This is a genomic window from Bacillus sp. DC4300-2b2, from assembly GCF_049895685.1.
Classification (GTDB): domain Bacteria; phylum Bacillota; class Bacilli; order Bacillales; family Bacillaceae; genus Bacillus; species Bacillus safensis.
On record NZ_JAFCSW010000002.1, the window covers coordinates 94,243 to 116,109 of the forward strand.

At 40.3% G+C, this 21,867-nt stretch carries 20 protein-coding genes and 1 pseudogene; 6 read left to right on the forward strand and 15 right to left on the reverse strand.

The window, feature by feature from the left end; all coding sequences use genetic code 11:
• Nucleotides 1–134: 134 nt before the first annotated feature.
• The 4 genes and pseudogenes from ACP69X_RS05415 to ACP69X_RS05430 all read right to left on the reverse strand — a co-directional run bounded on the left by ACP69X_RS05415 (nucleotide 135) and on the right by ACP69X_RS05430 (nucleotide 7,096).
• Nucleotides 135–3,278 (reverse strand): bifunctional cytochrome P450/NADPH--P450 reductase, encoded by a 3,144-nt coding sequence (locus ACP69X_RS05415; RefSeq protein ID WP_426052502.1) that lies wholly within the window; start codon nucleotides 3,276–3,278, stop codon nucleotides 135–137.
• Between the two features lie 21 nt (nucleotides 3,279–3,299).
• Entirely contained in the window at nucleotides 3,300–3,878 is a 579-nt protein-coding gene (locus ACP69X_RS05420) for a TetR/AcrR family transcriptional regulator (RefSeq protein WP_426052503.1), read from the reverse strand.
• Between the two features lie 228 nt (nucleotides 3,879–4,106).
• Nucleotides 4,107–4,815, reverse strand: a pseudogene (locus tag ACP69X_RS05425) (DUF421 domain-containing protein).
• A gap of 64 nt (nucleotides 4,816–4,879) precedes the next feature.
• A complete protein-coding gene (locus tag ACP69X_RS05430) occupies nucleotides 4,880–7,096 on the reverse strand; it encodes an RNA ligase (RefSeq protein WP_073979994.1) in 2,217 nt (738 codons plus the stop codon).
• Between the two features lie 110 nt (nucleotides 7,097–7,206).
• On the opposite strand from ACP69X_RS05430, the gene ACP69X_RS05435 reads away from it, so the two are divergent.
• A complete protein-coding gene (locus tag ACP69X_RS05435) occupies nucleotides 7,207–7,398 on the forward strand; it encodes a hypothetical protein (protein WP_041085125.1) in 192 nt (63 codons plus the stop codon).
• Nucleotides 7,399–7,410: 12 nt separating this feature from the next.
• Here ACP69X_RS05435 and ACP69X_RS05440 read toward each other — a convergent pair whose 3' ends face one another.
• The 4 genes from ACP69X_RS05440 to ACP69X_RS05455 form a co-directional block, all read right to left on the reverse strand.
• Nucleotides 7,411–8,319, reverse strand: coding sequence for a DMT family transporter (locus ACP69X_RS05440; RefSeq protein WP_305960469.1), 909 nt, complete (start codon nucleotides 8,317–8,319; stop codon nucleotides 7,411–7,413).
• Between the two features lie 155 nt (nucleotides 8,320–8,474).
• Complete coding sequence (locus tag ACP69X_RS05445) at nucleotides 8,475–9,326, reverse strand: SDR family oxidoreductase (RefSeq protein ID WP_041085123.1); 852 nt, start codon at nucleotides 9,324–9,326, stop codon at nucleotides 8,475–8,477.
• 101 nt (nucleotides 9,327–9,427) lie between these two features.
• Complete coding sequence (locus ACP69X_RS05450) at nucleotides 9,428–9,841, reverse strand: Rrf2 family transcriptional regulator (RefSeq protein WP_025093258.1); 414 nt, start codon at nucleotides 9,839–9,841, stop codon at nucleotides 9,428–9,430.
• A 48-nt stretch (nucleotides 9,842–9,889) separates the two neighbouring features.
• On the reverse strand, nucleotides 9,890–10,363 hold the full coding sequence (locus ACP69X_RS05455) for a VOC family protein (RefSeq protein WP_052468202.1): 474 nt from the start codon (nucleotides 10,361–10,363) through the stop codon (nucleotides 9,890–9,892).
• Between the two features lie 160 nt (nucleotides 10,364–10,523).
• On the opposite strand from ACP69X_RS05455, the gene ACP69X_RS05460 reads away from it, so the two are divergent.
• A complete protein-coding gene (locus ACP69X_RS05460; RefSeq protein ID WP_073979996.1) occupies nucleotides 10,524–10,967 on the forward strand; it encodes a DUF2188 domain-containing protein in 444 nt (147 codons plus the stop codon).
• A 23-nt stretch (nucleotides 10,968–10,990) separates the two neighbouring features.
• Here the strand turns inward: ACP69X_RS05460 and ACP69X_RS05465 are convergent, their stop codons facing one another.
• Nucleotides 10,991–11,839 carry a Ku protein gene (locus tag ACP69X_RS05465; protein WP_073979997.1) on the reverse strand — a complete coding sequence of 283 codons (849 nt, stop codon included), beginning with the start codon at nucleotides 11,837–11,839 and terminating at the stop codon, nucleotides 10,991–10,993.
• A 115-nt stretch (nucleotides 11,840–11,954) separates the two neighbouring features.
• On the opposite strand from ACP69X_RS05465, the gene ACP69X_RS05470 reads away from it, so the two are divergent.
• Nucleotides 11,955–13,787, forward strand: coding sequence for a DNA ligase D (locus tag ACP69X_RS05470; RefSeq protein WP_269103472.1), 1,833 nt, complete (start codon nucleotides 11,955–11,957; stop codon nucleotides 13,785–13,787).
• Between the two features lie 66 nt (nucleotides 13,788–13,853).
• On the forward strand, nucleotides 13,854–14,549 hold the full coding sequence (locus ACP69X_RS05475) for a YoaK family protein (protein ID WP_269103473.1): 696 nt from the start codon (nucleotides 13,854–13,856) through the stop codon (nucleotides 14,547–14,549).
• A 40-nt stretch (nucleotides 14,550–14,589) separates the two neighbouring features.
• Here ACP69X_RS05475 and ACP69X_RS05480 read toward each other — a convergent pair whose 3' ends face one another.
• A complete protein-coding gene (locus ACP69X_RS05480) occupies nucleotides 14,590–14,808 on the reverse strand; it encodes a hypothetical protein (RefSeq protein ID WP_041085118.1) in 219 nt (72 codons plus the stop codon).
• 460 nt (nucleotides 14,809–15,268) lie between these two features.
• Complete coding sequence (locus tag ACP69X_RS05485) at nucleotides 15,269–16,381, reverse strand: tetratricopeptide repeat protein (protein ID WP_426052504.1); 1,113 nt, start codon at nucleotides 16,379–16,381, stop codon at nucleotides 15,269–15,271.
• 604 nt (nucleotides 16,382–16,985) lie between these two features.
• On the opposite strand from ACP69X_RS05485, the gene ACP69X_RS05490 reads away from it, so the two are divergent.
• Entirely contained in the window at nucleotides 16,986–17,357 is a 372-nt protein-coding gene (locus ACP69X_RS05490; RefSeq protein WP_338527554.1) for an iron chaperone, read from the forward strand.
• A 50-nt stretch (nucleotides 17,358–17,407) separates the two neighbouring features.
• On the opposite strand, the gene ACP69X_RS05495 is transcribed toward ACP69X_RS05490, so the two are convergent.
• A complete protein-coding gene (locus ACP69X_RS05495) occupies nucleotides 17,408–17,989 on the reverse strand; it encodes an undecaprenyl-diphosphatase (RefSeq protein WP_411264629.1) in 582 nt (193 codons plus the stop codon).
• 141 nt (nucleotides 17,990–18,130) lie between these two features.
• On the reverse strand, nucleotides 18,131–18,673 hold the full coding sequence (locus tag ACP69X_RS05500; RefSeq protein ID WP_426052505.1) for a GNAT family N-acetyltransferase: 543 nt from the start codon (nucleotides 18,671–18,673) through the stop codon (nucleotides 18,131–18,133).
• 202 nt (nucleotides 18,674–18,875) lie between these two features.
• On the opposite strand from ACP69X_RS05500, the gene ACP69X_RS05505 reads away from it, so the two are divergent.
• The gene (locus ACP69X_RS05505) at nucleotides 18,876–19,337 is read left to right on the forward strand and encodes a macro domain-containing protein (protein ID WP_426052506.1); all 462 of its coding nucleotides are present in this window, start codon (nucleotides 18,876–18,878) and stop codon (nucleotides 19,335–19,337) included.
• A 65-nt stretch (nucleotides 19,338–19,402) separates the two neighbouring features.
• Here ACP69X_RS05505 and ACP69X_RS05510 read toward each other — a convergent pair whose 3' ends face one another.
• Both ACP69X_RS05510 and ACP69X_RS05515 read right to left on the reverse strand, forming a co-directional pair.
• A complete protein-coding gene (locus tag ACP69X_RS05510; RefSeq protein ID WP_075611430.1) occupies nucleotides 19,403–19,879 on the reverse strand; it encodes a TIGR01741 family protein in 477 nt (158 codons plus the stop codon).
• Between the two features lie 3 nt (nucleotides 19,880–19,882).
• Complete coding sequence (locus ACP69X_RS05515) at nucleotides 19,883–21,808, reverse strand: T7SS effector LXG polymorphic toxin (RefSeq protein WP_426052507.1); 1,926 nt, start codon at nucleotides 21,806–21,808, stop codon at nucleotides 19,883–19,885.
• Nucleotides 21,809–21,867 lie beyond the last annotated feature (59 nt).

Sequence of the window (21,867 nt, forward strand, 5' to 3'; positions counted from 1 at the left end):
AGAGAATATTCTTATTTTTTACAAAATATTTCATTTTTAAATTAGGTGTTTTGTATCTTCCCAACCTTCAATTCTATCGATCTCTTTCTATGTGAACAGAAAAAAACCGCCTAATTGGCGGTCTTTCCTCTTTGTCAGCTCCACACATCTTTTACATATCTATTGTCATTTGCAAGGGCTGTCAGCCAATTTTCAGCTGTTTCCTTCGAGCATTGTTTCTCTTTTTGATAGAGATCGATTAGTGTAGCCTCTACATCTGGGGCCATGACTTTTCCGTCTCCGCACACGTACAGATAAGCTCCTTGATCAAGCAATTCGATGAGCATGCCGCCGTCTTCTTTCAACAAATGCTGGACATATACTTTTTGCTCATCGTAACGAGAATAAGCACGATGGATATGGACAACTCCGTTTTGCGCGGCAAGCTGCATTTCATCAAAATATAGATCATCTTCCTGAGGGTGACGGCAGCCAAAATATAAGTGGGCTTCGCCTAGCTGCTTCCCTTCCTTCTGCCACACTTCTCTTGCCTGAACAAATCCTCTAAATGGAGCAATTCCTGTACCTGGTCCGATCATGATCATCGGTATGTCTGATGAAGGAGGCAGCTGGAAGCCGTCTTGCGCTTCATGCAGGAAGCAGGCTACTTCTTCTCCTTCTTTTAGACCACATAAATAGGTTGAGGCAACTCCGGCATATTCTCCTCTGCCACTCCACGCTTTATCTTTTACAACTGCTACTGTGATACTGACTTTTTCTTCTTCTACCTTAGGCGAGCTAGAGATCGAATAATAACGCGGTTTCAAACCTGGTAAAAGCGCCAAAAAGTGTACAAACGGCAGCTCGCACGCTTCATATTGATCTAATAAATTTAGCATGGTTACTCGTTTCTTTAAAATGGCTTCTTGATATGCTTCACCAGCCATTTGTTCAAGCTCCACGCGGTGAGGCGGACATACCGTATGTGCTGCGAGCTCTCTTAGCTGTGTACGTGTCGCAGGCTCTTGAAGCTCAACATGCGAGGCGAGTAATTCTTTGATTGGAATCGGCTGATCTAATGGTAAATGACTTGCCTCTTTCTCAGATGAAAGCTTAATATGCTGCTCTGGATTTAGTTTAAAGCGGCGGGTCACACGCTGAACGAGTGCATCACTATTTTTCGGTACAATCCCGATATGATCCCCTTCTTTGTATGCTTTTCCAGCAGGCAATTTCAATTCAATATGTCTTGTCTGCCTCGTGCTTTTTTCTGATTGTAATTCTTCATTTTTCAGTACAACAGCTGAAAAGGCATCATATATTTTAGCTACAGGACGCTCCACTAGCTCATTCGTATAAGCAACTGATAGGTTTGGTTTTTCCTTCCCCTTTTCTTGGAAGGTGAGCTTAAATTCTTTTGCCAGCTGTTCAAAGACAGTTTTCTGGAAGATTTCTTTATCCTCATCCATATCACCGCCTGCATCACCTTCTCCTAAATCAGCTACACGTTTGGCTCCTTTTCTTTCAAGGGCCTCATCAATCAGACGGGGGATCCGCTGGTACGTACTCGCCCAGTTTCGATCTCCGCATCCAAAGACCGCAAATGTCACGTTTGATAAATCCTGCTCCTCATCCCTCGTCAACCAATCCACAAATTGCTTCGCATTGTCAGGCGGATATCCGTTGTATGAAGCGGTCACGATGAGGACAGCACCTGTATCTGGCAATTGGCGTGTATATTCATCAAGCGGCGCAGTGGTCACATCGAATCCTTTTGCTTTCCCGTCTTCCGCCAATTCGTTCGCTATTTGCTTTGCTGTGCCAAGATTCGATCCGTACAAAACTAGCAGCGGTGTACCGTGACTCGGCACTTTTGACTCACCAGATTGGTTGCTTTTTTTCGGTTCTTCTTTCGGTGGTGCCATAAAGAATTGCTGCTTCCTTGGCCGCACCTTGATTTTGAAATCGTTTGGTTTAATCGTCAGAGATTCTTTTAAATCAAGCTCATAAGATGTGTGATCAATTAACTCTAAATTATGCAGAACCATCGCGAGAACCATCGTAGCTTCATGCAGGGCGAACTGCATACCGATACATGCACGCTGTCCATTCCCAAAAGGCTTGTAAGCATGCTGCGGGATTTTCTCAGGATGCGTAAACCGCTCTGGTTTAAATTCTTCAGCATCCTCGCCCCATACCGCTGGATCACGGTGTAATTTAGGGAGCAGAACAGAGACACTTTGATTCTTGTGAATCGGATATTTTCCCCCGATTACTGTGTCCTCTTTCGCATAAAGAGAGAACGTAGGCGCCGTAGGCCAGAGGCGAAGGGCTTCATTTAACACCATACGAGAGTAGCTTAGCTTTTGCACTTGTTTAAATGTCGGCAATCCGCCTTGCAGCACCTCATCTGCTTCTTGGACGGCTTTCTTTAATTTCTCTGGATTCTTTAGTAAGAAATAAATCGCAAAGGATAGCAGTCCACTTGTTGTTTCATGCCCTGCAATTAAGAAGGTGATGATTTGATAACGAATATTTTCATCAGATAAACGTTCACCTGTTTCAGGGTCCACTGCATGCAGCATAAGGGATAGTAAATCATCGCCTGTTTTATCTTGTTTTTTTCGTTCCTGAATAATGTCATCTACTAATTGTTTCATAAAATCGACATGTTGATCAAATTCTTTTCTTCTTTTGAACATGAGTTTATCGGCAATTGGCAATCGGCTCGACTGTTCCATTGCTTCATTTAAGCCTTTTAGCATGCTTTCAATGAACGGATGCTGATTTTCTTTATAAAAGCTATTAAAGCGAAAATCAAAACCGCAAAGACCGATCGTATCTAAAGTCAGCTTTGTCATATCCTCAGCTACGACAATTTCTTCATCGCGGCCTGTTCTTTGCCATTTTTGTACGAGTTGTGTGGCAATATCGAGCATCATCTCATGATAGCCCTTCATGGCCTGCTGGCTGAATGCCGGCATCAAGATTTGATGAGCCTTTCTCCAGTTCGGTTCTTCTGTCCAGCTCGTAAATAACCCATCTCCTGCAAATGCTCTTACTTTACTGAGACTAGTCCCAATGTATTTATCAAAACGGCTCTCATCAAATACTTCTTTGACAAGTTCATGGCTGGAAACAAAAATACTTGTTGCATTTGAAAATTCAAACTGAAAGATTGGTCCTAAATCATCTGCCAGCCGCCAAAAAGTTTGAGAAAGCTCCCCCTTTTTTATATGAGGAATATTTTTTAAAGGTCCGTATGTTTTTGGTTTTGGAATGATTGATGTTTGCTTCATATGCCCACTCCCTTTATCTCTTTATGATGCAACGCTGATGGCGCGCCATAAACATTGCTCAATCTCCTCTAAAAATTCAATTGTTGGCTCTATTTCTTCTGCAAGAATTTGTTTATGCAGCTGCACAAAAGCACCAAATACAATCGATAAAATGGTTCTGCCGGAGAGGTTTGGATGAATTCCATCCTTTTTCCCTTCTTCAAAGATAAGGAACAGCTCATGTAACAAATGCTGCATTTTCTCTTTGCTCGTTTCGTCTAAGTAATGGGACCGTTTATCAATCTCTAAAAAATACAGCCCGCTTGGATTCTCCTTTGTAAACAAAACCAAGCAATAAAATACATGCTTAAAGTACGCACGAATACTTACCTTTGGATCCGGACTGTTTGTGTTCATTTTTTCGATAAATGCTGAGAGGCTGCGCTGGTACAAAATATTGACGAGTGCCTCTTTGCTGTCGAAATAACGGTAAATGGTGCCCGCTCCGACGTTTGCTCTTTTTGAAATCATCGGCATTGTGGTGCCATCAAAGCCTCGTTCTATAAATAGCTCCAGCGAAGCTTTCATGATCTGTTCTTGTTTATCAGTCACTGTTGGCATTTCATCCCCTCCTTATAAAAATATAGGAATGAACGTTCATTCCGCTTGCGGTATATTATATTAATATTTCAATTTCATCTATTTATACTTAAACACACTTATTTTACTCCGTCACCACATTTTCTGAAAATAATAATAATTGAGAAATGATACCTAGTCAGATGACATCCAAAGGACTTATAAAGATTGTCAAATGTGTGTCATGTAGGTGTCATCAGCACTACACATTCATTCCTGATCGATTGGAGACTGAATGTGGTCGTCATATGTATCAATATATAAGCTTCCATTACTTGAATGGACAGCATAAACAATGTCCTTTAAGGACAGCTGCCTTTTTTAAGCTCTTCTTCTATCCATTGCTCTGTTAAATGATTTTCATGTATGTTTTTTTGGATGAGTTTCCCGTCCATGATGACTTCAATCGGCATGTAACGCTCTGCCTTCATGAATAAATGAAGATCCTTCCGTGTGACATTTTCAAACGAAGGGTATTTTTTCACTGACATATGCCCATCTGTTTCAATCATGGCAAATTCAACTTCACTAATATCAAAGATGTCTTTTTCTCTCAGCTGCTGATTTAAATAATCAAGGGTATATCTCATTCCCTTCATATTTCCTTCAAGAATTTTTCCATTTTGTATGACAAGAGTTGGTTTACCAGCCATCAGCCCTCTCATCTTCCGGCTTCTTAATGCAATCAGGGAAATCACTTAAATAATCATGACAAGTGACACAAAGGAAATCGTTGTGTGCTGTAGCGGCAGCGTTGTATTAAACGCCAGGTTTGAAGCAATTGAACCTAAGCTGATGGCTGCTATAAAATCAAAATATTCATTTGCGCAATGGTTTGTTTCCCTAAAAGACGTGCTCCTCCAAATAAAATCGCAAAAGCAAACATCGTCCGAAGAATCACTTCAATATGTTCAGACATGCAAGTGTCCACCCTTCATTTGCATCAAAAAAAGCCTTTTCCTTAGAAAAGACTCTTTGTTAGACTATGCATTTATTTCATCATTATTCAATTGGGCAGTACTGCTTTGTTCAAATTGTGACCGCAGTTCAATAATTGAGCTATTCCTCACTTGATCTGCTTCTTGCTCAAGAAGCCACGTATAGAACTTAGCTTGCTCCGCTGTTTGCAAAGCATGCATATATTTTTGCGAGGAACGCTTCTCTGCAACGCGCTGCTTGATCCCGCGCATCTGCTTCCAAAATTGATAATAAGGGAGCTTGAGTTTGGTCATAAAGCCGCGAGCGTCCTCAATGACATATCCCTCTTCTTTAATTGTGTCATCATGAGAGACCGCCTGGTACCATTTATAAAAAGACGTCCAATCATGGAAAACAGCCACTTCCTGCTTGCTGGATATTCCCAGCTGCTTTCTTAATCTTTTCACTTCAGCGAATGGTGCTTTTTCATAGCTTAACTGCCGCTTCACTATATCGAGTAAAATGAGTTGATCTTGTTCATATGTGATAATATGCGGATCTTTTTCTGGCAAAATAACTTCAAACACAAGAGATACATGGTAGTCACGGACGTATGATTTGATGTAGTCAGCCTGCACGTCATCGAAGGTCTTATAAAATAGCTCTTCGACCCAGGAAGCATGCTGATTTTGTTTCACATGTGATGTATACGATTTGGACGTAAACACCAATTCATCTTCCATTTCGTTATACCCAACAGTTCCTAAGTATCCATTTGCTTTATCATATACGGTGACAGGGAATTGTAGATGGTTCACTAAATGCTGCATTCTTGTCTCCGGACGCTCATCAATGTTAAAAAATTTATTGTAGCTTCTAGACACAATCTGCTTTGAAACCATGTTGACAAACAAACCTCTTGCCTTCACATTCACATCGTCCCACTGCCGCTCACTAAAAGCCTTTTTCGTAAAATTAAAAGATGAAATATGGTGCGGAAGCTTTAATTCCTGTACATATTCATGCTGATCTAAATGAGCTAAAAAATCATCCAGTGAAATATCTGGCTGAACAGCAGCTGATTGTTTTTTCTCAGAGGCCCTGTAGACTGGATTGTCAATTTCATGAGTCTCAATCCCTTCAGCCGTGATTTTCAACACCCGCAGCTGCCCCCCAAATTCAACCTGACCTTCTAGGTTATAAGATCTTTCCGCTGCGTGAATTGGCAGTCTGTATAAATTGCGATGACCGTGAATTTGGATGACATCCAGCCCAGCCGTGTTTTGAACAAACAAGTGATCAATGTCATCTGAATATTCTCCTACGCCGTGAATGAGCTGCTGTGTTGAGACATGCAGAAGCTCTTCTGGCAAATGAGCAAGCCCCCCGTGGGTAACAAGAAATGTCTGATTATGGTACGTAAAATAAGTAAGCTGATGAAAGGTTCTAACAAACTTTCGTACTTCTTTTAAATCAAAGTCTGCTGCTTCGAGTTCAGGCGCAGTATGCCTGTTAAACATATTGCTTCTGACTTTTTCACCATGTGCAAACCGGTATAAATGCTGATCATGATTGCCTTCAATGACGATGACATTCCGGCATTCTCTATGGGCAAGCATCCATTCTAATACTTCTTTGTTTTCTATTCCTCTATCAAGAAGGTCACCTGCAAAGATATAAAGTTCTTTTTCTTTGATATCTCCTTGCAAATAAGTGGTAAGTGCGGTGTAACAACCGTGAATATCTCCGAAAACATGAATGGCCTCATATTGATCAAAGGATCGAGGCTGATAGGTCATCACTTGAGGATATTCCTCCGGCTTCAAAACAGTCACCCATGACGGGACCTTTTCTGTTTTTAACCGCTCGTTCATTTGATACAAAACAGATTCACGCACCACTTTGTGAGATTCACGTGAGCGATTTTGTAAAAGAGCTGTCTCAAGGGGCACCTGCGTGAAATCGACGACATACACCCTATAACGATACGATGTCGCTAAAGACTTATATTGAGAAATTGATTTGCTTGAAATATGTGTCGCATCAATCACAGTAAAGTCTCCGCGCTCCATACGGGCTGTGAGTAAATCGAATAATAAAGACCAAACTTTGTGGTCATGCTTGCTTGAAATGTCTAGTTTCCCATTGACTGATAGCTGCGGCGGCTGGGTTAACAGCCGGATTTGATCCGCTGATAAAGTGTAAGGCTCTAAGCCTTGTTCTTTGATCCATGTTGATTTACCTACGCCTGGGAGACCTCGTAAAAGGACTAAAGTTCTCATATTGGTTCTCCTTTAATGAGTGATATTTTACCTATTATAGATAAATTATGGATAAATCTCAATCTTTTATTGATTATGGTAATATATAGATAGAAAAGGAGGTTTTACGTATGTTTAATGGAGAGAATATGGCATTCAACATGGGAGATCTTCTATTTCAAGTGTTCTCTCTTCTATTCATTGCCTTTATTGTGACAATCATTGTCATCGCGTTTCGCATGATTAGAAGAAAACGAATGGAATTGAAAAAAATCGAGGCAAGATTAAACAAAGTAATTGAAAAAAACGATCTAAAAGAGTAAAAAATCCGGGAGTTAACCGGATTTTTTTGTTTTCATCACGATTCCTTGACGCTGCTGCATCAAAAAGAAAAAAACACCTAAAAGAACAAGCAGACCGCCAAGCATTTGAAACAGCGTGACTTTCTCTCCAAGCAGCCATACAGCAAGGAGCGTTGCCCCAACAGGTTCCCCTAGAATACTCATTGAAATAGTTGTCGCATTAACATAAGTTAAAAGCCAATTATTAATGACATGAGACATAGTGGGAATGATAGCAAGCAATAAAAAGATTCCCCATTCTTTAGCCGGATAACCTATAAAAGGGGTTTGATGAAGCAGATTGAATAAAATTAAAAAAAGACCGGCAAAACCAAATACACAAAAACTATAAATCCAATGAGATATTTTTCTTACAGCCTGTTGACCTATTAACAAGTAACAAACAACAGCGATCACACTCAAAAAGGATAAAATATCTCCTAAGATGGCTTCCTTGCTATGACCAATATCTCCCCAGCCTATCATGAGGGCACCAACGATCGCTGCACACATCGTCAATAGAGCAGACATCGTCGTTCGTTCACGGAAAATGAGGAATCCGCCTAATAAGGACACCATCGGTTGTAGAGCGATAATAATGGTAGAGCTTGCCACTGTCGTCAGCTTCAGTGAGCCAAACCACAGCACAAAATGGAGGCCTAAAAAGAAGCCTGACATACATAAGAAAAACCAGTCTCTGCGTTTTATTGAGAGAAATTCTTTTTTTCTTGGCAGAATAAATGGCAGCATGAGAGCCGCCGCAAAGATCATTCGATACATACTTAAAATAGCAGCAGGTGCATTTGACCATTTCACAATGATTGCAGAAAACGAAATGGCAATAATTGAAATCACAAGAGGTAGTGCAATTGATTTCGTTTGAGTAGTTGTCTTCATTTCCATTAACAGCTTCCTTTACATCAGCAGTAGTTGAACAGTTCATCTTGTATGTCGTCATCTTACTATGTCCATTCACCTAGTGGCAAGATGATTTTTTTAAACTGGTGTGAGCTTTTTGGATGAAAAAAAACGCCCCTTTTATAGGGCGTTTTTGATGTTTATTTTGAAATCAATTCATGAATTCTTTCTTCAATAGGTGTTAACGGCCGTCCTAGTAATGTTTCGAAATCTTGGCTTTCGACAGCTAATGCACCATCACGTATGCCGCTTTGAATGGCTTTGACAAATGGGACTGCTTCTTTTGGTACACCATTTGAAGCTAAAAATTCTCCAAATGTGTCTACATCTATTTTTTCTACTTTGATTTCTTTTCCGCTCACCTTGCTGACAATTTGTGCAAGTTCACTATGCGTCCGAAGAGGTCCTGACAGTTCATATATCTCCTGATCATGTACTGGAAGTGTTAACGCATTTGCTGCCGCTTCTGCGTAGTCATTTCTTGTCGCCCAGCCAACCTTTCCTTCGCCAATAGGACTTAAAAATGGTGCGCCGCTGACTGACGCCAGAATCGTATCTTTTTCGTTTTCAACATACCAGTTATTTCTTAAAAATACATGAGGAATGCCAGAGGCCAAAATGGCTTCTTCTGTTTTGGCATGGTCATTTGCAAGGACAAGCTGACTCTCTCTTGCATTGACAACACTTGTATAAGCAATAAAATTCACATTTGCTGCTTTCGCAGCTTCGATTGCCGCTTTATGCTGCTGCACGCGGTCTCCATCCGCCGTTGAAATGATCAACAGACGGTCAATGCCCTCAAATGCTGATGTCAGGGTGTCTGGCTGAGTAAAATCTCCACGGCGTACGTCCACCCCAGCATCCTTCAAATGTGCTGCTTTTTGCGGATTTCGAACACTGACTGCAACTTGTTCAGCCGGTACTTTTGTGAGCAAATGCTTGACGACGAGCGATCCAAGTTGTCCTGTTGCACCTGTTACTAATAATTTCATTTGTTTGACCTCCTCATTTTTCGTTCAACGGTGATGTACATTCGTTATAATCAAAATGGTTACAACAAAGGTGTAAAAAAGCTCCAAAGTACGAGCTTTTTTTATTCCGCCTCTGTTAATAATTGCTGAATTGTCACTTGCTTGAGGTGATTCTCAAGTGCAGCTTGTGCTTCTTTTAGTTCATGCCGAAGTCTCGTGTCCATCGCTTGACCAATCGGGCATGCGATGACGGGCTGATGAAAGTTAAATAATTCTTCATCTTCGCTTACATCCACAGCGCGGTACACATCTAACAGCGTAATATCCTCAGCCGGTCTTTTTAAATAAGCACCGCCCACACCGCGGCGAATCTCAATGAGACCCGCCCGTTTGAGCATTGCCATCATTTTTCGAACAATGGCTGGATTTGAATTCACGCTCTCTGCAATAAAATCACTAGTACACTCTTTTGGAACACCTGCAATAAATGACACAATATGAACAGCAATTGGATACCTGCTGCTAATTTGTTTCACAATCTTTCACCACCGTTGTAATCAATATAGTTACAATAAGTGATTTTGTCAATCAATAAACGGATTTTTCTTTCGTTCCCAATCCTGATATGTCATGATATCGTAGTCTTCTCCTGTATCAAGTTCAAGCGGAGCAATGCATTCAAGCAGATTCTCATCTGGGTCAAGAAAATAGATCGCTGCATGAAATTGCGGCGGATTATCGAGAACTAAAGGCTGCTTTTCTTCTGAAAAACCAAACATTGGGTGAATGCTGATGCCTCTTTCGATCAGCCAAGTCTTGATCTGTTCGATACTAGACGTTGTAATTTGAAAGGCAACGTGCCGAGTCGAGGGATGGTATGGGAAATGGTTCATATCTACTTTCCACAGGCCAAGCCAGCTCTTTCCTTTCTCAATCCATAAAAAAGCAACTCGTTCATTTTCATGAGCAAGTGTCAATTCCAATTTTTCATAAAACGCAATAGATGCCTTCAAGTCACTCACAGGTAAATGTGCTTCATATAAACCTTTCATCATCATCAAAATCACTCCTTTTCTACCTTCTATTCTGCAGGAGTTGATGATATTCTGCCTCAGCAAAATGATGTATTTTATCCCTAACATTAGTTTGAGAGACCTTGTATGTTTGACCCTTTGCAGATGGGGGAAGATGTTCAAATAAAAGAAAGGAGCGGTCCATATGCCTTGGACGATGAACGATTATCCAGCTTCATTTAAATCATTAGACAACGTCATTCGAAAAAAAGCGCTTGAGATTGCCAATAAAATGATTCAGGAAGGCTATGATGAAAATAGAGCCATTCCCATTGCAATTAGTCAAGCGAAAGAGTGGAAAAAGAACGCAACGGAGAAAGAGGTAGAGAATTTCTTATCTCATGGTTCTGTCAAACCTTCTGAAGGCAGCAGCTCCGCAAGACCAGAGCTCATGGATCATGCGCAGCATGTAGTAAAACACGAGGAAGGCTGGGCGGTTCAAACAGAGAAAGCGAAACGAGCAAGTGAGGTCAAAGAAACAAAACAAGAAGCAATTGACCGGGCAAAAGAGATTTCAGCTAATAAAGGAACATCCGTTGTCATTCACCGAAAAGATGGGACGATTCAGGATGTGTTAAACCCGCAATAAGACCGCTCGTCAGCGGTCTTATTTTATGCATTCTTTTCTTTTTTCGTTGGTGTTTTTCTTTTCTTAGGCGCTGCTTTTTTCGCTTTGGCTGGTTTTGATCGGTCGATTGATGCCTGTAGTGCGGCCATTAAATCAGTCACATTGGATGCAGGATCTTTTTTACCTGTCGTTTCAGGTTGAACGGTATGTTCTCCGGATATTTTATCGCCAATTAAATTCATCAGCTGTTCTCTGTATTCATCCTGATATGCTGCTGGATCGAATGTTGTGGTCAGCTGCTCGATTAAAAGGAGCGCTGTATCTAACTCTTTCTTGACAATGTTCTCCTCTTGGGGAATATTCGGTACATCTGATACTTGTCTAATTTCGTCAGGGAAATGAATGGTTTCCATCAGCAAAATATGTTCATAGCACCTAACGATCGCTAATTGCTCCTTTGAGCGGATCATAATTTTTGCCACACCAATTTTCCCCGATTCCTCTAAAGCTTTTCTTAATAATGAATAAGCCTTCGCTCCGCCGGTATCCGGTGATAAGAAATAACTTCTTTCATAATAGATTGGATCAATCTCTTCAATCTTTACAAAATCAATGATTTCAACGGCTTTTTCTTCATTTTCTTTTCGCAGTTTTTCTAGCTCTTCATCGTCCAATTCAATAAATTTATTTTTCGCATATTCATACGCCTTCACAATTTGTTCCGGCGCTACTTCTTCACCGCAATTGGCACATACTTTCTTGTAGTTAATGGGCGTGTGACACTCTTTATGCAGCTGTCTTAATTTAATGTCTTTGTTCTCTGTAGCGGTAAACAGTTTGACTGGAATATTGACCAATCCGAAACTAATACCGCCTTTCCATACTGTATGCATCGCGCTTCCTCCGTTCTTTTCTCCTTACTATGTAATGTTTTCATCAGACTTATGTATGTGATTGAAAATTTCATCCCACTCTAAGAACACATGATATAAGGAAGTGACATGCACAATGAAACCTATGCGATTAACACCTGCACATGATATACCTGCTGGTGCAGACTGGGTGTATGAATTAAAGTATGATGGCTTTCGGGCTATTCTTGTATGGGAAGAAGACGAGATTCGTTTAGAAAGCAGGACCGGAAAACAGCTAAATGAGCAATTTCCTGAAGTGATGGATCAGTGCGAACAATTAAGAGGCGAATTTGCTCCGTTTTTACCACTGACACTTGACGGAGAATTGGTCTTTTTACTAAGTGAACAGCAAAGTGAATTTGCGAAGGTTCAGCAAAGAGGCCGACTGAAAAACAAAGAAGCCATCCAAAGACAGGCTGAACGATTTCCATGTCATTTCATTGCGTTTGATCTATTAAGATGTAAAGGGAAACCTCTCGTTGATTTACCGTTGACGGAGAGAAAAAATCAGCTGCAGCAAGTTTTCCAAGACGCAAAGCTCCCTTCATCAGTTCAGCTGGAGCACCCTTCCCTTCTGCAGGTCATTCTTACAGACCCAGACTCTGAATACATGAAAAACTTGATGACAATGTATTTAGCAGAAGGGTTAGTAGCGAAAAAAAAGACGAGTAAATGGCATGACAATACTCGTTCAAAAGAATGGTTGAAAATGAAAAACTGGCGTTATGTGTCTGTCATTGTGACCCGTTTTGACAAAGAAAATGGCTATTTCCAAGGCTCCATTTATCAAGATTCAGCTCTCATCGAGGTTGTCCAATTCAAGCATGGATTTTCTAAAGAAGAAGAACAAACACTGCGCACGCTATTTCAGACAAAGGGCCAGTTAACAGGAGGATCAACATATGAAATCCCTCCTTCTATCGTTGCCAGCATTGCGTGTATATCCTTTGATGGATCGGCGTTAAGAGAGCCGCGTTTTTCTTCCTTTTTACTGGATGCGGATCCATCAGCATGTACATTTCAGCAAATGCTCAAACAGCTGTATCCACTCCCTGCTGTTATAGACGTCACTCACCCTGAGAAACCCATTGTCCCGGCCCTTCAACTGAACAAGGCAGATTACTTACTTTATTTAAGACAAGTGGCTCCCTATCTTTTGCCTTTTTTACGCGAAAGGCGTCTTACTTTAATTCGGTATCCACATGGCACTGGAGAGGAATTCTTTTATCAAAAGTCAACTCCTGATTATGCGCCGGATTTTGTTTTGACAGATGAAGTTGATGATATTTCTTACACGGTCTGTAATGATCCTCGTACGCTTCTTTGGCTTGGCAACCAGCTGGCGATGGAATTTCATATCCCTTTTGAAACAAGAGATACGGATCGGCCGACAGAAATCGTCTTTGATCTGGACCCGCCATCTGTAAATGAATTTCATCTAGCCATCGAAGCTGCTAAACGAATCAAAGCGCTTTTAGACGGACTTTTTCTCACAGCCTTTATTAAAACAAGCGGAGGTAAAGGGCTTCAAGTCTATATTCCTTTAAAGAAAAATGCCTTCACATACGAAGAAACAAGACAATTCACTTCGTTTATATGCCAATTTTTATGTGAGCAAGCACCGGATTTATTTACTCTGGAACGTCTTAAGAAAAACCGCGGCAATCGCTTGTATTTAGACTACATTCAGCATGATGCTGGAAAAACAATTATCGCTCCATATTCCCCGAGAGGAAATGAGCTTGGACTTGTTGCGACACCGCTTGAATGGGGCGAACTCTATCATGATGAGCTTCATCCTACTCTTTTTACGATGCCAGCTGTCATAGAGCGTTTAAAGGAAAAAGGCGATCCGTTCCGCCGCATGAGGCACCTTGTGAATGATGATGCTTTTAGACAAGTCTTACATCAGCTTGCACACATGTGACCTTCTCATCAGATGGACATCCGCGGTCATGAAGTTTACACTTATTCATTAGAGAGGAAGAAAGGGATGACGATTTTGACCGCACATTCATTTCGAAATACAGCTTTGATTTGCTTATGTCTTTCCGCAGGAATTGTGGATGTAATTGGCTATTTAAGCCTAGGGCATGTGTTTACAGCCAATATGACAGGTAATATTGTGCTGCTTGGCATTGCGGCAGGAAGCTCCTTGCAGCTAACAGCTCTTCATTCCATCATTGCTCTAAGTGGATTCGTTTTAGGGGTTTTACTTGCAGTTGTGGTAGGCGGGAAGCATGAGAAAACGTTTTGGCCAAAAGCCGTTACACGCATTTTTATCATAGAAGTGATGATTTTGCTTCTATTTGCTCTCATGACCATTTTCCCTTATACACAAGGTGCTTACTTTATGCTGATCATCCTTTTAAGTATGGCCATGGGCATGCAGACAGCAGCCGCTCGTAAATTGAATGTTGCTGGCATTTCTACAACTGTTCTCACGAGTACACTTGCTAACCTATTTGAAGATGCAGCTCAACGCATATCATACAGGGAAAAAAGAAAAGCTCCTATCCAGCTTGTCAGCTTGATGCGAATAGGCTCTATTGTCTTCTATTGCCTTGGTGCGGCTTTAGCTGCATACACAGATCGTTACGACCCGTTTATCATCATTTGGCTGCCGATCATCATCCTAGGTATCATTGTGATAACAGCTGGATTGAAGCACTTTCACCAATTGAAATAGCCTCTCTTTAGATGGCTATTTCAATGATTGTGATCTTACACTAATAACTCCTTACATAAAAACCAGGAGGGCGTCCCATGATGAACGTAGAACCATATGGATATCCAGAAAACGTCCCAAATCCCCCATATCCGGGGTAACCTCCTAAACCAGAGAACACTCCAGGGCTCACATAATACCCGCCAAAGCCAATATGAGGGCCCACTGCTCCTCCGCTAAAACCGCCTCCATGAAAACCTCCATAAACCCGTGGATACATACAATCACCTGCCTTCAAATCAGACCTTATCTCATCATATGCATGACAAAAAGGGCGGTGCTCCTACTTTTTCTTTTCCTTCTATCTATGTACATTAGACCAATTTGATAAAATTTGAATGAAAAGTCCTGCAAAAAATTAAATTAAGCAAAGAAAAGTGACCTTTTTAACTTGTTGCTCTGCCCTATGTTTATTTAGAATAATGGAGCAGGTAATAAATTTGCACACCCCCTTTGTTGCGAATTCTTCTTATTAAACGTTCTTGCAGCGTTTAATAAGAAGAGCCTATTAAAAACGCAAAAAACCCTTGCTGACGATATCAACAAGGGCGAGAGATACATGGTATTAACCACCAATGATTTTTTCTGCAACTTCGAATGAACCCGCAACGTCTTGCGATAGAACAGTCGCAGCGACCGCTAAACCGACAACGAATAATACTTTTAATCCTGTTTTCATCTTAAATCAACCCCATTCTTTTCATATGTAAATCCGCTTCTAAACTTTTGTTCAAGTAAAAAACAGACTGCTCATAAAGTGCTTGCTTTTCACAATATTTTGCTGCAAATTGTGATAGCTCTTTTACTTCATGATATTCATTCTTCTCTTCTAACTTTCTTAATTTCTCATCAATTTGCTGAAATCTTTGTGGCGCATGCGTTAAGTAAAGATCATGTACGATGCCTATTTTTAGCTGAAACACTTCATGCGAAGCATCCTTTATTCTGGCATATGCAGCCTCTATATATTGGCTTGCACGCTGCTTTTCACCAATCACACAGAGTTCTCGGCTGATCAGATACGTAGAATGGAAAAAGAAATCTGAATCATAATACTCTTGATGGGACAGTGCTTTTTCAAGATGACGTATCGATTCCTTCGGTTTGTTCCAAAATGAATATAAAATGGCCACATTGTGATGGTGCTGAGCCAGCATAAAATCATCCTGCTCGCTTGTCAAAACCTCTTCCGCCAGACGATAATTCTCAAGCGCCTCTTCATACCGGCCGATCTCTGTTAGATTCGCTGCTATAAGAGAGTATGAAAGGGCCGTTCTTCTTTCATACTGCTTGTGCCGCTTATAGACGTGGAGCGCTCTGCGGATATAGCTTAATGAGAGCATGATATGACTAAGCCGGTAGTAAAGCCATGCCACTTTAAAATCGAAATCAGCACGTTCTATCTCACTTGGAATTTTATCTAAGAGCTTTTCAGCACTTTGATACATTTGCAATGCAACCTCATAATTACCTTGATGCTGCTCATACACACCCTCATAGAAATCGAAATAATAGGCAAGACGATTAGACAGGTCATCTTCTTTTTTTCCATAATGACCCTCTATACTTTTCGTTGAAACATCGCCCTTTTGCCCTCTTAAATTGTACATAAGAATGTGATGTCTTTTCTCAAGAAGAGAATAGTATATGAGGATATCCGCATCGTCAATTTCCTCTACCGCTTGTTTCGCTTTGGCAAATAACCGTTCTGCCTCATCTGCATGATCTTTTTTGATTTCCATGTTCCAGTCATTTAATAATGATGCCAATTCCGCAACAGGAACTTTGCTCATTCTACACCCCCAATCACCTTCAGCTGCAGCACATGATTTCACTAAATATGGAACTTCTATTAGCAATTGCTAATTTGTCCATTTGACATCATTTTAATATGAATCACTTGAATCTTCAATAACCGTTTCCATTGAAAGTGCGTTTCTTTCTCCTAGTCAATGATATTTGCGGAAAAATTCCGCCTTTTTTTAAAATAAACATCTCGAGATGAAATGAAAAAAGCCCATTGTTAGGGCTTTCTAATCTTATGATGATTAATACCGCATCATTTCAAAGACTATTTTGTGCGATTCGCCTAATGATCAGTAAACTAATGATCAGCGCAGCTTTTCATTTATCCAGTTTCTTTATATAATATGATCAATCACTTACACGCCTCAGTAGCTCTAGAAGGGAAGAGCGCCGTAAAACAAATTGTAGCTGGCGGGTCGCAAGGCAAGGGTTTCAGAAGCACCGAAAAGCACATGAGCTGAGACAGGTGAAATTCCTGTCGGTGAAATTCCGTAGGGAAGCGTGTTGCCCCTAGCCTATGCTTACGAAAGGAGTGCGGGTTCGAATCCCGTCTGAGGCTTATGAGGTCGATGGAAATGGAGGATAAACATCATGCATGTGTTTGAAGAATATATCAGCAACATCGGTAACCCCGAGCTGAAGCAGCGCACTCAAGACATCTTACAATGGGTAGAAGACACATTCCCTCAATTAGAGCCAAGAATTGCTTGGAATCAGCCTATGTTCACAGATCAAGGCACATTTATTATTGGGTTTAGCGTGGCAAAACATCACATTTCTGTCGCACCAGAAGGAAAAGGAATTGATCAATTTTCAGCTGACATTGTACGAGCTGGGTACGATCATGGAAAAAAGATGTTTCGCATGAAAGAAAGCTTGCCAGTTGATTATCCTCTTCTGAAAAAAATCATTGAATTTAATATCAAAGACAAAGCGGATTGTTCAACGTTTTGGCGAAAATAAACAGTACCCCGATCTCAGCTTTACAGATCGGGGTATTTTACTGCTGCATGTTATTTTGTTCTCTTCCCTATCAATTTTTGTTCAACCCATTCATAGCATGATAAGATGGATTTAACACTTTTTTGAAATATCGGCAAATATACAACGGCGGCGGCTGTTAAACACGCTATAGTAGCTCCTGCGAAGACATCAAATGGATAATGAACACCTACCCAAATCCTTGAAAATCCAACAGCACACGCAACGATCAGCCAATAAAAATGGCGTTTATGAAACAGCCAAAAGATCAGGCAAATCGAAAATATAAAGATGGTATGATCACTTGGAAACGAGTTATTCACTTCCTTTTGAATCAAAAGATTGACGTGCCTCATTTCTGCAAAGGGCTGCTGATTGAAATAAAACACCCCTGCGATTTTCCCAAGTAACTCTGCCAATATGAAGGTCAGTCCAGCAGAAACGACCATCGCCCTATTGTACCTGCTGCGATTTTGAAACCATACAAACAGACACATGAGCGCTGCCAGCAGCACTGTATATTCAGCTAGTCCAATAAATATCGGATTCAAGGAACCATAATCAATACTGAGCTGATTCACCCACCTAAATAAATCTTCATTAAATCCCCGCATCTCATTTCATCCTTTTTACTTGATTTATGATAAGGATAATTGAAATGAGATGTCTGCCTCCATCGATCGAACGAACAAACCATGGAATCATATGACAGGTTTGTCACTTTTCTGTCACTTGAACATCATGTACTAACTTGTTTAACGAGAGTGATGTTGCGCCCATTCTTTTTTTAGCAAAGCATATTGATATGTGTTTTCATATTTAGGTGTGCCGTCTTCATGGTTCGTAAATGAAATAAACTCAAGAAAAAGGCCTTCTTTCCGCATGCCTAATCGCTCACATAATGTCTGTGAACGGACATTATCATCCTCTACATAGGCATAAAGACGCCTTGCTCTCTTTTCTAAAAATAAATAGGATAAGAATGCTTCAGTACTCTCACGCGCATATCCCTTCCCTTCATATGCTGCATTAAAATTCCAGCCAATTGAATACGTATCAGGCTCCTCTTTTAAATGAAACAATTCACCAATAACCTTCCCTCTTTCTTTTAAACAAACTGCTACATATGAGTGATTTTCTTTTCTCTCTTGCACCTTAGCGGCCGCTTCCTCCAATGTAGAGATTTGATCATCGAGAAAACAATTGACTCTTGGATGAGCCAAGTACTCAAGCATTCCTGCCGCATCTTCATCGCAAAACGGTCTAAGAATTAACCGATTCGTTTCTAATAGATTCATATGTTACCCCTCACTGTTTCTGCTTGATTTCACGTTTTCAGCCTCTCCATATTCTAGACGACATGTATCAACTTTGACAATCAGATCATGTTGAAGTGTCTACAAATAAACCCATCAAAAACATTTTGGCTCTTAAATCACATGATCATAACTGTTATAATAGAACATAAGTTTGCATTTTATCAAAAAGGGGTTACTGCATATGATCAAAACGGTAGACGGTAATATATTAGAGGCAAGCGAAGACATCATTTGTCACCAGGTGAACTGTAAAGGAGTCATGGGCGCTGGATTAGCGAAACAGATCAAAAGCAAATATCCGAATGTGTACAAAGATTATAAACAGTTATGTACAGAACAAGGAGATGACTTGTTAAGCTCCATTCAACTCATTACAACAAAAGATGGAAAAACAATTGCCAACTTATTTGCCCAAGCTGGGTATGGAAGAACAAGAAAGCAAACAGACTACGATGCATTACGCAGTTGCTTTCAACACCTAAAGGATACAGTGACACATTCACCTGAAGAGAAAAACCAAACGTCCATCGCCATTCCATGCGGGATTGGCTGCGGCTTGGCAGGCGGCGATTGGACGATTGTTGAAGAGATGATGGAAGAAGTACTAGGTGATTGTGAGGTGACCGTTTATCGGTTTAGATAATGGAAATGAGTTTCTTATAAAAAATATATAACAAATACCCTCCTTAATTCGGAGGGTATTCTGAGTTAGTTATCGTCTTTATTTTTTATATAATTTAATACGGCTTCTTTATCTTCTTCATCGTCGGGTAAAAATCCGAACGTTTCATATTCCCAAACTGCTATTCTTTGATCACCATCAATGCCTAATGAATAAATATCTTCGTATCCATACTCAATCGAGAGTTTCCCTGGTTGCTCCATTTTTAAAATTGCTGTCGACCAATCTCCGAATCCACTTTTTACATATTCCTTTTTTAAATCTTCAAAAGAATGGAGAAGTTTTAATAATAACTCTTTATAAATAGAGTTGCTAACACTATACTTTTCGGGAATATTATGACCATATATCAATTCTTCACTGCCTGGGTTACAGAAATAAAAATTCACTTCTGACGAATCATCCACGATTTCTGCATACATCCAAACTTTATCCCATTCTACAGGAATCATTTCATTTATTATTTCTGCTATTTCTTTATAGTTTTCTTCTATTTTTTCCATACTTCAACCTCCTGGCATATTTTTAATAGTTCTAAATCTCTTTTGGTCTCCGATTTTATATTCTACAAGAAACTCTGCAGGTCTTAATGAATCATTCATATAGACAGGTTCAATCTTAACCTCTACATGCTTTGGCGGGTCAGCCGTTAATGCTTTTTTCCACTTCTGCTCCATCTCATACCATTTCCCACCACTACGATTAATTTGTGAATTCATCGGAAGCAGGTTATCAATATCCCCGGAACCTTTAAAAATAGTCGCGATTAAATGACCTCCGTCATCATCCAGTAATCGATCAGGCTTTCCTGAATTGGATTGGGCATACTGGTTTCTTTTGACCTCTCCGTATTTTAAATCACTTGCTTCGACTTTGACAATTCTTCCGTAGTGATCGGTTGTGTAGGTGTAGCCTTGCTTTGTTGAATAAACAACATTTGGTTTTAATACTTTTTTACGTTTCCATCTCACATAGTGATCTCCATAGCTAACAACAGTCGGTGGTGATTTTGGTGCTGGTAATCGTCTGCCTGTCTTAGAGATACCGTATCCTGAATTGTTGTCTAGACGCTTTGCCATAGAGAGGAGTTTATTTTTGAGATTTTCTCCGTCAAACACGTTATACGGCAGCTTCGGGCCACCTGCCATTTGAAATTTTGGTGAGTATGGCAATAGATTCGGAATAGAGACTCTGTCTAATGATTTTGCTCCTTGTTCAAGCCCTTTCTTCACCGTCGTTTTAGCTGCAGTTGTCCCCGTTTTTGTAATGGCACCTGCCCCTTTAGACCCAAAGACGATTTCTGCTAGAGAGCCAGTGGCATAGGCGAACCAGTGCGATCGAGAATATGCATCACCATTAATGACTTCTTTTTGGAATGAATCTGAAATCGACTTTCCAATCACTTTCGATGTTTCAATTGGATGGGAAACAGCCGTTACGACCGATTCAACGGCACCTCCAGGATCTGTCACAAGATCATAGATGCCAACTACTGTATCTTTGGCTACATCATATAGACCAACTGCTGCACCTTTTACAACATCAACGAACCCCTCTGATGCTTCTTCCTGCGCTTTGATCTGGAGAAGCTGGCTGTAATACATTTTTTGATCGTAAGAAAGATTCTCATATCCAATTTTGTCTACAATCTCAAAGTATTTCTCTTCTGATATACACGAAGGATCGTTGAGCTTTTCTTTCAATTCTTTGATTCTTCGTTTCTCTTTTTCTTCTTTTTTCACTTTTAAATATGTTTTCACCTGTGCATCGATTTTATCATGATTCTTGTACACATCTGTCTCATGAAATGCTTTTGCATCGTAATACATGGGCTGCGCATTTTTTCCTTTTCCTGTAGCAGCCATCATTTTTGCATAAAAAGTGGCAAGGTGTTTTTCGATCGCTTCTGATTTTGCGTATTCTGTTTTTAGCTCATGATCTATTTTATGTACTGCATCAATTGCCTCTTTTCTTTTTTTGTTTGCATCGTCTAAATGTTCATTGACCTCTTTACTTGAAAATACATTCAGTTCTATGAGATCACTGATGTCATCAAAAATAGTGGATAGGGCTTCTTTTTGTTCCTTGACCATATCTTTATTATTCTGAATCCCTTGTTTCAGTTGAGCGTCTAAGAAATGCTCATCAATAAATGTACTCCCGCCTAACGATTCATCATCAAGCTTTCCTTTTACACCATCTAAAAACGCTTTTTGCATATCGATAAAGTCAAGATAAGTGTCTGTGTAAAGTGCAAGATCCTCATAAAAGGCTTTGATATTGTCCGCACCTTTTCCAGTAAATTCATCACCTAATCCTGACACACTTTTTAATGCTTTTTTCACATGCTGCATTTCGTCTCGAAGCTCCTGATAGACTTTTGACCTTTGTTCGACAGCTGACAGTAAAGATGGAGCATCTAATATTTTCATATAAAAAAGACTCCTTTTATGGAATATTCTTTTACTAGAATACCATAAGGAGTCTGACA